This is a genomic window from Taklimakanibacter albus (genome assembly GCF_016595235.1).
Lineage (GTDB): Bacteria > Pseudomonadota > Alphaproteobacteria > Rhizobiales > Aestuariivirgaceae > Taklimakanibacter > Taklimakanibacter albus.
In genome coordinates, this window is the sequence record NZ_JAENHL010000006.1 from 416,114 (window position 1) to 429,365 (window position 13,252).

Consider the following 13,252-nt stretch of genomic DNA (forward strand, 5'->3'; position numbering starts at 1 on the left):
GCCGGCGCAACATTGCGGCAGTCTGACAGGTTCAGCCTTCCCGCAAGGCAACTGATTTCGCCATGGGATATATATTTTCCTTGAGACGGTCGGTCTGCGGTTGCCCCGCATTCTGAAAGCCGCGCGCCAGATAGAAGGGGTGCGCGGTGGCCGTGCTGTTCAGGCTGAGGCGGGGAACGCCCAGGCTGGCCGCCGCGGCTTCGAGGGCGCCGACCAAGGCCGTGCTGACGCCCTGGAAGCGGGCGTCGGGCGATACATAGTTGAGCCTGATTTCGCCCACCTTCGACATGAGCGCGACGCCGAGAATCGTATCGTCGCCAGCTACCGCCACGAGGCACAGGGAGTCTTCCTGCCGGACCCATTCGCGGAATTTCTCCGGCGTCTTGTTGGCCAGCCAGCTCGCGAGCAAAGCGGGATCATTGCCGTGATCGCGGATGCACAGCTCGGTGATCGAGCGCCTGAGGACCAGGGCAGCTTGTTCGGCATCGGCTTCGATAGCCGGGCGGACCCTCATGGACTCGTGTCCTTCAGCTTCAACGCCTCGCGCAAGGTGAAGGCGACCCGGCCCAGCTCTTCCTCGCTCGGCCGCTCGATCGCCCTGAAGGTGATGTTGTCCTCGGCGATGTAGCGCCTGGACGTGATGTCCGTCGAGGTGTGGAGCGGAAGGACATGGGCATGCGCATGGGCGACGTCATTGCCGGTGAACAGGAAGGCGGCGCGGCTCACCTGATGCGTGGCTTTGAGGATACGGGCGAGCCTCTGGCCCAGGATGATGATGCGCGAGGCGAGCTCGGCGGTGAGATCATCGAAGGTCGGATAGTGATCGCGCGGGATGATCTGCACATGGCCGGGCCGGATCGGTCCGATATCGAGGAAGGCGACGACATGGTCGTCCTCATAGACGATATGGGCCGGGCATTGGCGCTGGGCGATGCGGCAGAACAGGCAGGGTTGTGAAGTCGTGGTCATGGCGCGTCTCATCTGAAAAGGATTGCGGTTTCCGGAAATGAAAAACCCTCACCGGGCTGGCGGGAGGGTCGAGGAAACACGGGTCTCTCTTCAGAAAATCAGCGTGCGCTCAATCGCCTCCGCCGGTGGTACCCGGCAAGGGTTCGCGCATTCGAAGCTGGCCAATGAGAAGGCTCATGCGGTCCTTGTCGCATGGATGCGCCGCGACTTCAAGCTGGGCCGGTTTGCAGGATAAGCACAGGCCGCACCCAGCTGACCCTGGGCGGGGACGGCGGCTTCCCCCCGATCAGTTTGGCGCCCAGGCGCTGATAGAAGCCGACCGAGGGCGGATGCGAGACGATCTTGACCACGGCGAGGCCACGTGCGCGCGCCTCGTCTTTCATATGCGCGAAAAGCCGCCGGCCAAGTCCCGTTCCTTGCGCCGCTTCGGCCACGAACAGAAGGTCGAGCTCGGGCTCATCGCCCAGCATCAGGCTGTAGAAGCCGAGCAGCCGGCCCTCCGCTTCGGCGAGAAAGATCAGATCGCGGCCGATCTGATCGGCGGTGACCTGATAGCCCTCCAGGATGCGCGCATAGTCGCCCCGATAGGCTGGCGAGTCCTGCATGAGCCGGGTGAGGCTGAGGGCGTCGGCGGCTGTGGCGCGACGAATATCAGTGACATGGGCCATCTGGCTAGGCGAGGGGAGTCCGCCCCTGCAGCACCTGCGCGAATTTGCTGCTGTCGATATTGCCGCCCGAGAGAATGAGACCCACGCGCTTTCCCGCCATCTGCGCCTGCTCTTTGACGAGGGCGGCAAGCGCCGCGGCGCCGGCGCCTTCGGTGACATTATGGGTGGCGCGGAAATAGAGCCGCATGGCCTCGGCGATCTCATCTTCGCTCACGTCGACGACACGGTCGGCGCCTTTGACGATCATCGCGAGAGCGTCGGCATTGGGCACGCGCACCGCCATCCCGTCGGCGAAGGAGAGAGCTGAATTGGTCGGCACTGCGCGGCCCTGGGCGAATGACAGTTTGTAGGAATTGGCCTTCTCGGCGACCACGCCGACGACTTTCGTCTTGAGACCGAGCAGATCGCGCACCGCGATGACGCCGCAAATGCCGGAGCCCAGTCCGATCGGCACGTAGACCGTGTCGAGGTCGCCGGCGCCCTTGAACAGCTCATGGGCGTAGGTCGCGACGCCCATCACCAGCTCGGGATGGAAGGAAGCGACCATGTCGAGACCTTGCTCACGGCCAAGCCGCATCGCTGTCTCGCGCGCCTCGTCGAAATCACTGCCACCTTCGATCAGCGTGCAGCCTAAGGCCCGCATCGCCTCGTTCTTCTCGACCGAATTGCCCTTGGGCACCACCACCGTCGCCTCGATGCCCTCGCGCCTCGCGGCGAAGGGAATCGACTGGCCGTGATTGCCGCGCGTCGCGGTGATGACGCCATTGGTCTCGCCGCGCTCCTTGCGCAGGTGCATATGGACGAGGCCGCCCCTGACCTTGAAGGCGCCGACCGGCGTGTGGTTCTCGTGCTTGACCCAGCATTCGCATTGGGTTGCCGCGGCGAGAAGGGGCCAGGCATATTGCGGCGTGGGCGGCATCGCCGCATAGACGATGCCCTGGGCGCGTTCGATATCGGCGTGTTTCAGCATGCTTCTCCTTATGGTCTGGCCCCTTGGCCGGTCAATGGGCCGGATAAGCCCGCGCTTGACTCGCCCGCCATCCGCATGCTTCGTGCCCCCTCATCTGAATCACCTTGAAGGTCATGCATGAGCCTCGCTTTCATTTTTCCGGGTCAAGGCAGCCAGGCCGTGGGCATGGGCAAGGCGCTTGCCGATGCCTCGCCCGCCGCGCGCGCCGTCTTCGCCGAGGTCGATGAGGCGCTGGGCCAGAAGCTGTCGCAGCTGATGTGGGAGGGCCCGGAGGCCGACCTGACTTTGACCGAGAACGCCCAGCCGGCCTTGATGGCGGTGAGCCTCGCGGTCATCCGCGTCCTCGAAGCCGAACATGGTCTGAAGCTGCAGGATGTCGCCAAATTCGTCGCCGGCCATTCGCTCGGCGAATATTCGGCGCTCGCCGCCGCCGGCACATTCTCGCTGGCCGATGCGGCCCGCCTTCTGAAAACACGCGGCCGCGCCATGCAGGCGGCGACCCCGGTCGGCACCGGCGCCATGGCGGCTCTTCTGGGGCTCGATTTTGCCGATGCCGTGGCGGTCGCCGAAGCCGCCGCCCAGAACGAGATCTGCCAGGCCGCCAATGACAATGCGCCGGGCCAGGTCGTGGTGTCCGGCCACAAGGCCGCCGTCGAGCGTGCCGTGGTGCTGGCCAAGGAAAAAGGCGCCAAGCGCGCCGTGATGCTGCAGGTGAGCGCTCCCTTCCATTGCGCGCTGATGCAGCCCGCCGCCGAAGCGATGGCCAACGCGCTCGCCAACACGCCGATGCGTCCGCCGACCGTGCCGGTTTTCTCCAATGTGCTGGCAATTCCCGTGAGCGACCCCGCGGAGATCCGCAAGGCGCTGGTGGCGCAGGTCACGGGCACCGTGCGCTGGCGCGAAAGCATGGCGGCGATGGCTGCCCAGGGCGTTAAACTCTTTTGCGAAGCGGGTGCCGGTAAGGTGTTGTCGGGACTCGTGAAACGGACCGCGCCTGACTCTGCGGGAATTGCCATGGGAACGCCCGACGACATCGCCCAGAACGTGGCGCAGCTCAAACAGGGATAAAAACATGTTCGATCTTACCGGGAAGACGGCGCTCGTCACGGGAGCCACTGGCGGCATTGGCGCCGCCATCGCCCGCAGCCTGCATAAGCAGGGCGCGACCGTCGCCATTTCGGGCACCCGCGCCGAGGTGCTGGAAACGCTGAAAGCCGAGCTCGGCGAGCGCGTCCATGTGCTTCCCTGCAATCTCGGCAACGCGGAAGAGGTGGAGAAGCTGGTCCCCGCCGCCGAAGCCGCGATGGGGTCGCTCGACATCCTCGTCAACAATGCCGGCATCACCCGCGACGGTCTGGCGATGCGCATGAAGGACGACGACTGGGCGCAGGTTCTCGACGTCAATCTGACCGCTTCTTTCCGCCTGTCGCGCGCGGCGATGCGGGGCATGATGAAGCGCCGCTATGGCCGCATCATCGGCATCACCTCGGTGGTGGGGGTCACCGGCAATGCCGGCCAGGCGAACTACGCCGCTTCCAAGGCGGGCATGATCGGCATGACCAAGGCGCTCGCCCAGGAACTGGCGAGCCGCAATGTGACGGTGAATTGCATCGCGCCGGGTTTCATCGCGACGCCGATGACCGACGCGCTCAACGATAAGCAGAAAGAGGCGATCATCGCCAAGGTGCCAGCCGGCCGGCTCGGCACGTCGGATGACGTTGCGGCAGCAGCCCTCTATCTGGCCAGCGCCGAGGCGGCTTATGTGACAGGCCAGACGCTGCATGTTAATGGCGGTATGGCGATGATCTGAACCGGCGTCGGAGCCCGGTTTCCGGGCGGTCCGAGCGCGCTATCGAGGAATTTCTGAACGGGTTTTCCCGGGCCTTATCAAGGGGGTGGACTTGCCCCTTTTATGGCTCGCGGAATCTGTGTTAGGAAGCCCGGGACACGAGGGGGACGTATGTCCGATCGTAGAACGGAAAATAACTTAAACTACTGACGAGGACGATTGAACATGAGTGATGTTGCGGAGCGGGTGAAGAAGATCGTGGTCGAGCACCTGGGCGTCGACGCCGAGAAGGTGAATCCCGAAGCCAGCTTTATCGACGATCTCGGCGCCGACAGCCTCGACACGGTCGAGCTCGTCATGGCTTTCGAAGAAGAGTTCGGTATCGAGATCCCCGATGACGCCGCCGAGACGATTCAGACCGTCGGCGACGCGGTCAAGTTCATTGAAAAGAGCGCCGCTTGACGGTTGCCGGTTGCCTCCCCACGGGGAGGGCCATGGATTGCAGCGCGGAGGCAAGAGACCAAAAGTCTTGCCGCCGCGTTGTCATATAAGAGAGGAGTTTTGATGCGCAGGGTGGTTGTCACGGGGCTGGGGATCGTTTCGCCGCTTGCGACGGGAATCGAAGAGACATGGTCGCGGCTGACCGCTGGGGAGAGCGGCGCCGGTCCGATCACCAAATTCGATACGTCCGACATGGCGTGCCGTATCGCTTGCGAAGTGAAGCCCGGCGACGGCAGCAATGGCACCTTCAATGCGAGCCAATGGGTCGATCACAAGGACCAGCGCCGTTATGACAGCTTCATCATCTACGCGCTCGCCGCCGCCAAGCAGGCGGTGAAGGATTCGGGCTGGGAACCGAAGACCGAGGATGAGAAATACGCAACCGGCGTCTTGATCGGCTCCGGCATCGGTGGCCTCCCCTCGATCGAGGCGACGACACTGCTCCTCAATGAAAAGGGCCCGCGCCGCGTCAGCCCGTTCTTCATCCCGGGCTCGCTGATCAATCTCGCTTCTGGCGTCGTGTCGATCGAATACGGCTTCAAAGGCCCCAATCACGCCGTCGTCACCGCCTGCGCCACCGGCTCCCATGCGATCGGCGACGCCAGCCGCATGATCGCGCTGGGTGACGCCGATGTCATGGTTGCGGGCGGCGCCGAAGCCGCCATTTCGCGCCTCGGCATTGCCGGCTTCATCGCTTGCAAGGCGTTGGCCACCAAGTTCAACGACACGCCGGAAAAGGGCTCACGCCCCTATGACAAGGACCGCGACGGCTTCGTCATGGGCGAGGGCGCCGGCATCGTGGTTCTCGAGGAATATGAGCATGCCAAGGCGCGCGGCGCCAAGATTTATGCCGAGGTCATCGGTTATGGCATGTCGGGCGACGCCTATCACATCACCGCTCCCTCCGAGGACGGCGACGGCGCCTATCGTTGCATGCAGGCGGCCCTGAAACGGGCCGGCATATCCGCCCATGAGATCGACTACATCAACGCCCACGGCACCTCGACGCCTTTGGGCGATGAGATCGAGCTCAAGGCGGTCGAGAGGCTGATGGGCAATGGGATCAATGGTTTGGCCATGTCCTCGACCAAGTCGTCGACCGGCCATCTCTTAGGGGCGGCGGGCGCCGTCGAGGCGATCTTCTCGCTCCTCTCGCTGCGGGACAATATCTGTCCGCCCACCCTCAATCTGGAGAATCCCTCGGTCGAGACCGAGATCGATCTGGTTCCGTTGAAAGCCCGGAAAAAGGAGATCAACACAGTTCTGTCCAATTCATTTGGTTTCGGTGGGACGAACGCGTCGTTGATCATGCGGCGAGTCTGAGCTGCTGGAGCGCTCCCCGCCACTTTGGTGACAAGGATGCGTTCTAGATTGGTAGCTTGACGAGCCCCCTTGTCCATATCGATCGAAGCCTGGGCTTTGATCAAATGGGGCAAGGCTCTAATGGAGGCCTATCGTGCCCGACCAGCGTAGGCAGAGATACAGCGTGGTGGTGCCGCCGCGCCGCCGGCGCCGCTCGGCCATCAGGAGGGTGTTCTACTCCCTGATGCTGCTGGCCGGAGGTGCGGCCTTGGTCGCCTTCGGCGGCGCCCTCTACGGCTATGTGAAATTCACCCAGGCGGGGCCTCTCGCCGAAGACAAGGTGGTCCAGATCGAGCGTGGCAGCAGTGTCCTCGACATCGCCGCCGAGCTTGAGAAGCAAGGCGTCATCTCGGACGCCAATGTCTTCGCCGCCGCCGCCAAGCTGGCGCGCCTGACCGGCACCGGCGCCCATCTCAAGCCCGGCGAATATCAGTTCAAGCAGGCGATGAGCATGCGCGACGCCATGGCGCTCGTCGCCGCCGGCAAATTCATCACCTACAAGGTCACCATCCCGGAAGGCTGGACGACGGCGCAGGCGCTCGATCGCCTGCGCAACAACGAAGTGCTGCTCGGCGATATCACCCTCACGCCGGGCGAGGGCGAGATCATGCCCGACACCTACGTGTTCCAGCGTGGCGAGACGCGCGACAACATCGTCAAGGGCATGATGAATGCGAATCAGAAGATGCTCAACGAGCTGTGGCCGGAGCGCGCCGAGGATACGCCGGTCACCACCCCGGCTGAGGCCATGATTCTCGCCTCGATCATCGAGAAGGAGACCGGTGAGCCCGAGGAGCGCCCGCGCGTCGCCTCCGTCTTCGCCAATCGCTTGCGGCTGGGCATGCGGCTCCAGTCGGACCCGACGATCATCTATGGCATCACCGGCGGCAGGACCAAGCTCGACCGGCCCTTGACCAAGAAGGACATCGCCGAGGTCACGCCCTACAACACCTACCGGATCAACGGATTGCCCCCGGGCCCGATCGCCAATCCCGGCCGTGCGTCGCTCGAGGCGGCGCTTTCGCCCGCCAAGACCAAGGATCTCTATTTCGTCGCCGACGGCTCAGGCGGCCATGTCTTTGCCGAGACCCTGGAGGAGCACCGCGTCAATGTGAAGAAATGGCGCGAAATCGAAAAGAATAAGAACCAGGGCGGCGAAGAAGCCCCGGTCATGGATGAGACGCAGGATGCGGGCGCCCCGACCGCGGCACCCGAGGCCAATATCGCCGCGACCGAGCAGGCCGCTCCCGAGGCGGCGACGACCGATCAGCAGACCACGACACCGAGCCTGCCCACGGGCGATGACATCCAGGCGGCCGACCAGCAGAATGCCGGCAACCAGGCGCCGGAGCCGGAAGCCGGAGTCGAGGCTGACGCTGCCGATCAGGGCGGCGCGCAGCAGGCCGCCGGCGCCAATGCCGTGCCGCCGCTGCCGCGCCCCAAGCCCGAAGGGCTCTCCGGGGAGGCGGCGCCTGCCCAGCCGGAGGCCGCTCCGACCGCGCCGGAGGCCGAGCCCACCACGGTGGCTGAGGTCGTCCTCGATTTGAAGCCCGGTAGCGTGATCCGGGGCTCGAAGGGGCTGATTCCGATCCCGGCGCCCAAGCCTCAGGCTCCTTAACCGGTCGCCTGAAAAGCGGTATCCCTTTCTCCCGGTCAGGCGGTAAAGTCGCCCAAGTTTCGATTCGGGGATGGGTCTATGTCGCTGTCGAGCATGACAGGTTACGCACGCGCTTCGGCGGCGCTCGACGCTTTGCATTGGCAATGGGATATCAAGAGCGTCAACGGCAAGAGCCTCGATGTTCGATGCCGGTTGCCGCCCGGCTTCGAGACGCTCGATCTGCCGGTGCGCGAGATCGCCCAGAAGCACCTGAAGCGCGGCAATGTCCAGATTGGCTTCACCGCCGATCGCGGCGGTGCCGAGCAGGCGCTGGCGGTCAATGAGGCGGCACTCGAGCAGGTCGTCGCTTTGGCCGAGAGATTGCGCGAGCGTTTGGGCGGCGCGCCGCCGCAGATCGAAAACCTGCTGGCCTTGCGCGGCATCATCGATGTCGCAAGCCCGGTGGAGGACGAAGCCCAGACGGCCCGGCGCGACAAAGCCATCCTCAAAAGCGTGGAAGAGGCGTTCCAGGCGCTGGCCGTGATGCGCAAGGCCGAGGGGGCCAAGCTCGCCGCCATTCTGGGCCAGCATCTCGACCGGATCGAGAAGCTGGTCATCGCGGCGCGCGACAATCCGGCGCGAACCGTCGAGGCGATCAGAGCCCGCCTCGGCGAGCAGGTGAGCCGTCTCATGGAGACCAATTCGTCGTTCGACCGCGACCGGCTCCATCAGGAAGCGGTGCTGCTGGCGACGCGCGCCGACATCGTCGAGGAGATCGATCGGCTCTTTGCCCATATCGAGGCCGCCCGCAAGCTGGTGCAGTCGAAGGAGCCTGCCGGCCGCCAGCTCGACTTTCTCGCGCAGGAATTCAATCGCGAGGCCAACACCCTGTGTTCCAAGGCGTCCGATAAGAGCTTGACGGCCATCGGGCTTGAGTTGAAGACCGTCATCGATCAGATGCGTGAGCAGGTGCAGAATATTGAGTAGCGGAAGAGCAAAGACGGCGATCGCCAGGCGCGGTCTCCTCCTGGTGATGTCCTCGCCCTCGGGTGCGGGCAAGACCACGCTGTCGCGCGCCTTGCTGGCGAGCGACCATCATATCCGCATGTCGGTGTCGGTCACGACGCGACCGCCGCGCCCGGGCGAGCTCGACGGCAAGGATTATTTCTTTATCTCCAAGGAGCGCTTCTTCGAGATGCGCGACAAGGAAGAGCTTCTCGAATGGGCCGAGGTCTTCGGCAATCTCTATGGCACGCCGCGGCTGCCGGTCGAGGACGCGCTCGCCAAGGGCCGCGACGTCCTGTTCGATATCGACTGGCAGGGCACCCAGCAGCTCGAGCAGGCGATGCGGGACGATCTGGTGCGCATCTTCATCCTGCCGCCCACGACCGACGAACTGCGCGACCGTCTCATCAAACGCGCCCAGGATTCGTCCTCGGTCGTCGCCAAGCGCATGGCGGAAGCTTCGCGCGAGATGAGCCACTGGGCCGAATATGACTATGTCATCGTCAATGACGATGTCGCGACATCGAGCGCCGAGATTACCGCCATATTGACGGCGGAGAGACTGCGCCGCACGCGCCGCATCGGCCTGACGGAATTCGTCCGTGGGCTGAACAAGACGCTCTGAGCGCGGCGCCGGGCATGTCTGGTTTGCTGACCGGCAATCTGTGGCGCCACGCCGACTTCATGCGCATGTGGGCGGCCCAGGCGGTTTCCGCCTTCGGCGCCCGTATCACCCGCGAGGGCCTGCCGCTCGCCGCCGTGCTCACCATCGAGGCGACGCCTTTCGAGCTGTCGATATTGGCCGCTCTTGCGATGGGCCCCGGCCTCGTCGTCGGCCTTCTGGCCGGCGGCCATGTCGACCGCTCGCGCCGCCGCCCGATCCTGATCGCCATGGACATCATCCGCGCCCTGGTTCTGATGACGGTGCCGCTCGCCGCCTGGGGCGGTTTTCTGTCGATGCCGCAGCTTTATGTCGCCGCCGCCTGCGTGGGGGCTGCGAGCGTGCTCTTCGACATTGCCGACAACGCCTACCTGCCGAGCCTGATCGAGCCCCGCGATCTCGTCGAGGGCAATGCCAAGATCAATACGACGGGGTCGGTGGCGGAGATCGGTGGGCCGGCGCTGTCGGGCGTCCTGTTCCAGCTTCTGACCGTGCCGGTCGCGATCGCCGTCAATGCCGCGACCTATCTGGTCTCGGCCGCCTTCCTGGGCGCGATCCGCAAGGCGGAGACGCCGCCACCGCCTTCCGAGGAGGCCGTGAGCCTGCGTCAGGACATGGTGCTGGGCCTCAACGCCATCTTCCGCGATCCCTTCGTGCGCCCGATCTTCGTGATCGCCTTGGCGGAGGCGTTCTTCGGCTCGTTCCTGGCCGGGCTTTATGTTCTCTACGCCATCGACACGCTGGGACTGACGCCGGCCATGATGGGCGTCACCATCGCCGTTGGCGGCCTTGGCGCATTGGCCGGCGCGGTCCTCGGGCCGCTGCTGGCGGACCGGCTCGGGGTAGGGCGCACCATCCTCCTGGCCGCGCTCGGCTATGGCGCGACGAGCGCCTTGATCCCGCTCGCGCAAGGCGAGCCCTGGCTGGCGATGGGCGTGCTGATGGTGGCGCAGTTCGTGGGCGACGGCCTCGCCGTGGCCGGCGGGGTGATCGCGGTCAGCCTGCGTCAGACGGTTCTGCCGCTCGCCATCATGGGGCGGGTCGGGGCGGCCTTCCATGTCGGCACCGGCAGTCTCGCGGTGGTGGGAGCACTGCTGGGCGGCGTCCTCGCCACGAGCTTGGGAATCCGCGAGACCTTGTACATCGCCTCGGCCGGCCTGGTATTGGCGCCGCTCTGGGCGATGCTCTCGCCGCTCTGGCGCCAGCATGATATGCCTGCGCCGGCGGAACGGGCAGGAGAATAGAACGGTGAGCGACAAGCGGGTTTGTTTCGATTTTGAAGTCGACTTCTCCAATGGCGGCGGGATCCAGGGACAGGATTTCCGGCTGGACATCGATGACGCCGACATCGGCGACGACGCGCTCGCCGCCTATATCATCCGTGACCTTCGCCTGCTGATGGTGGGCGAAGTCCGGATTCTCAACAAGCGCATCATCGAAGAGCGCCACAAGCGTGCCGCGATCGCCGCAGAGCGCAATGATAGCGAAGCGTCCGGCGCCTTCGTCGATCTGAGCCACACGATCGAAAGCGGCATGATCACCTATAAGGGCCTGCCGGCGCCGCTCATCTGCGATCATCTGTCCCGCGCCAAGTCGCGCGACATCTATGCGCCGGGCACGGAATTCCAGATCGGTCGCATCGACATGGTGGGCAATACCGGCACCTATATCGACATGCCGTTCCATCGTTATCCCGATGGGCATGATCTCGCCGGCCTCGCGCTCGAACGGGTGGCCAATGTGCCGGGCGTGGTGGTGCGCGTCGAAGGCGCCAAGGAACGGGCGATCGATTGGCATCATTTTGTTCCGGTCCAGTGCCGCGACCATGCCGTTCTCGTTCACACCGGCTGGGACCGGAACTGGCGCACTGACAGCTATTTCGAGGGCCATCCTTTTCTGACGGAGAAGGCGGCGCTTTATCTGCGCGACCAGGGCGTGCGGCTCGTCGGCATCGATTCCCTCAATATCGACGACACGTCGGGCGGCGAACGGCCGGTGCATTCCGTGCTGCTTGCCGACGGCATCCCCATCGTCGAGCATCTGACCGGCCTAGCGGCCTTGCCGGAGACGGGCTTTCGTTTTTCGGCGGTGCCGCCGAAGATCAAGGGCATGGGCACGTTTCCGGTCCGTGCCCACGCCTGCCTGTGAATCAGGCTTCAGCTCCCTTTCCCAGGAAGACGAAGATGACGAAGGCGGTCAGCACCGTGATCGCGGCCAGGATCAGGAGCAGCACTTCGAAGGCGCTGGCATAGCCCTGAATGAGAGTGGCGTGATCGATCCAGGGAACATTCATGGCCGCGCCTGAGATATCTCCGGTGACGAGGCTTTGCGCGGCGTCGGCGGTGCCGGCCGCGGAAACGGTATCTTTGGCGCTCAGATAGGATGAGGTGAGAGCCGAGAGCACGGCGCTGACGGCGGCGAGCGCTATGCCTTCGCCGGCGACGCGCGTGGTGCTGAAGATGCCCGTCGCCATGCCGGCCCGCTCGGTCGGCACCACGCTGACGGCGAGTCCGTCCATCAGGCCCCAGGGCAGGCTGATGCCGATGCCGATCATCGCCATCGGCGCCAGCACGGCCAGGGTCACGCCGCCGGCCGGAACCTGGCTCAACCAGACAAGTCCGCCCGCGGCGATCAGCAAGCCCACGCCGCAGATCGTTGCCGGCCGGAACAACCGGGTCATGAAGCCGGCGGCGATCGGCAGGACCAGGAGCGGGGCCGATAGCGCGATCATCAATCGTCCGGCCATGACTTCGCTGGCGCCTTCGATCCCGATGAAACGGACCGGCAGGAGGATGAGCAGCACGACGAAAGCGTAGGCAGGTGCCGCCGCCAGCAGTTGCACGCCGACAAAACGCGGATAGCGGAACAGCGAGAGATCGAGCATCGGACGCCGGCTGCGCTGCTGCAGAAAGCAGAAGCCGATGAAGATCGCGATGCCTGCGGCGAGAAGGCACATGACCCATCCGTCGCTCCACCCGTTCTGCGGGGCGAGGAGAACGCCATAGGTGAAGAGCGACAAGGCTGTGGTGAAGCTGAGCGCGCCCGGCCAGTCGAGGCCGCTCGCCTCGGGATCGCGCGATTCGCGAAGATAGAATGCGCCGAGCCCGCATGAGATCAAGGCGACGGCAGCCACGAGATAGAAGATGGTGGGCCAGCCAAAGGCTTCGATGAGAAGGCCGGAAGTGATCGGGCCGAAGGCTAAGCCAATGCCGAAACTCGTGCCGACGAAGCTGAAGGCCCGGATGCGCGATGGCCCGTCGAACTCCTGAGCCAGCGATGCCATGCCGCCGGAGAAAGCGGCGGCAGCCGCCAGTCCTTGGAGCGCTCGCATCAGGTCGAACCACAAGATGTTGGTGGCCGCGGCGAGCCCCAGCGAGGCGAGGGCGAAACTCAATATGCCGATCAGGAAGACCCGTTTGCGTCCATAGGTGTCGGCGAGTGAGCCGGTCGCCATCAGGCTGCTGCCGAAAGTCAGCATGAAGGCGTTGGTCACCCAATTGAGAGCGATGGGGCTGCCACCCAGCGTATGGCCGATGGCCGGCAAGGCGACTGCCGGGCCGGTGAAAGTCAGCGGCATGGCGACGGCGGTGAGGCAAACGGCGAAAAGAACCAGGAGCTTGCGTATCGAGCTCCGCTCGGTGGCCAGGGCGATGTCGGTCATGAGGTCCGATCTCTCTCTTTGAGGCGGGCTGTTCGACTGAGAGAGATAAATTTGCTGGAATAAGAGTAG

At 64.7% G+C, this 13,252-nt stretch carries 14 protein-coding genes; 9 read left to right on the forward strand and 5 right to left on the reverse strand.

The annotated features are described in order from the left end of the window. Positions 1–31: 31 nt before the first annotated feature. From JHL16_RS06610 to JHL16_RS06625, 4 genes are all read right to left on the reverse strand, one after another. Positions 32–514 (reverse strand): GNAT family N-acetyltransferase, encoded by a 483-nt coding sequence (locus tag JHL16_RS06610; RefSeq protein WP_200184088.1) that lies wholly within the window; start codon positions 512–514, stop codon positions 32–34. Beyond that, entirely contained in the window at positions 511–969 is a 459-nt protein-coding gene (locus JHL16_RS06615; protein WP_200184089.1) for an HIT family protein, read from the reverse strand. The genes JHL16_RS06610 and JHL16_RS06615 overlap by 4 nt, the downstream gene beginning before the upstream one ends. A gap of 209 nt (positions 970–1,178) precedes the next feature. Then, a complete protein-coding gene (locus tag JHL16_RS06620) occupies positions 1,179–1,637 on the reverse strand; it encodes a GNAT family N-acetyltransferase (protein WP_200184090.1) in 459 nt (152 codons plus the stop codon). A gap of 4 nt (positions 1,638–1,641) precedes the next feature. Then, positions 1,642–2,607: a threonine dehydratase gene (locus JHL16_RS06625; RefSeq protein WP_200184091.1), complete on the reverse strand. Its 966-nt coding sequence runs from the start codon at positions 2,605–2,607 to the stop codon at positions 1,642–1,644. A 117-nt stretch (positions 2,608–2,724) separates the two neighbouring features. On the opposite strand from JHL16_RS06625, the gene fabD reads away from it, so the two are divergent. The 9 genes from fabD to JHL16_RS06670 all read left to right on the forward strand — a co-directional run bounded on the left by fabD (position 2,725) and on the right by JHL16_RS06670 (position 11,670). Next, a complete protein-coding gene (gene fabD, locus JHL16_RS06630; RefSeq protein ID WP_200184092.1) occupies positions 2,725–3,675 on the forward strand; it encodes an ACP S-malonyltransferase in 951 nt (316 codons plus the stop codon). 4 nt (positions 3,676–3,679) lie between these two features. Then, a complete protein-coding gene (fabG, locus tag JHL16_RS06635) occupies positions 3,680–4,417 on the forward strand; it encodes a 3-oxoacyl-[acyl-carrier-protein] reductase (protein WP_200184093.1) in 738 nt (245 codons plus the stop codon). 204 nt (positions 4,418–4,621) lie between these two features. After that, positions 4,622–4,858, forward strand: coding sequence for an acyl carrier protein (locus JHL16_RS06640; protein ID WP_119269176.1), 237 nt, complete (start codon positions 4,622–4,624; stop codon positions 4,856–4,858). A gap of 102 nt (positions 4,859–4,960) precedes the next feature. Then, a complete protein-coding gene (gene fabF / locus JHL16_RS06645; protein ID WP_200184094.1) occupies positions 4,961–6,220 on the forward strand; it encodes a beta-ketoacyl-ACP synthase II in 1,260 nt (419 codons plus the stop codon). A gap of 133 nt (positions 6,221–6,353) precedes the next feature. After that, entirely contained in the window at positions 6,354–7,877 is a 1,524-nt protein-coding gene (gene mltG / locus JHL16_RS06650; protein WP_200184095.1) for an endolytic transglycosylase MltG, read from the forward strand. 78 nt (positions 7,878–7,955) lie between these two features. Next, on the forward strand, positions 7,956–8,843 hold the full coding sequence (locus JHL16_RS06655; RefSeq protein ID WP_200184096.1) for a YicC/YloC family endoribonuclease: 888 nt from the start codon (positions 7,956–7,958) through the stop codon (positions 8,841–8,843). Beyond that, complete coding sequence (gene gmk / locus JHL16_RS06660) at positions 8,833–9,486, forward strand: guanylate kinase (protein ID WP_420884527.1); 654 nt, start codon at positions 8,833–8,835, stop codon at positions 9,484–9,486. Before JHL16_RS06655 ends, gmk begins: the two co-directional genes overlap by 11 nt. Positions 9,487–9,500: 14 nt before the next feature. Then, complete coding sequence (locus JHL16_RS06665) at positions 9,501–10,766, forward strand: MFS transporter (RefSeq protein ID WP_200184097.1); 1,266 nt, start codon at positions 9,501–9,503, stop codon at positions 10,764–10,766. Positions 10,767–10,770: 4 nt separating this feature from the next. Next, positions 10,771–11,670: a cyclase family protein gene (locus tag JHL16_RS06670; protein WP_200184098.1), complete on the forward strand. Its 900-nt coding sequence runs from the start codon at positions 10,771–10,773 to the stop codon at positions 11,668–11,670. Position 11,671: 1 nt separating this feature from the next. Here the strand turns inward: JHL16_RS06670 and JHL16_RS06675 are convergent, their stop codons facing one another. Continuing rightward, positions 11,672–13,183 (reverse strand): MFS transporter, encoded by a 1,512-nt coding sequence (locus JHL16_RS06675; RefSeq protein WP_200184099.1) that lies wholly within the window; start codon positions 13,181–13,183, stop codon positions 11,672–11,674. Between the last annotated feature and the right edge of the window lie 69 nt (positions 13,184–13,252).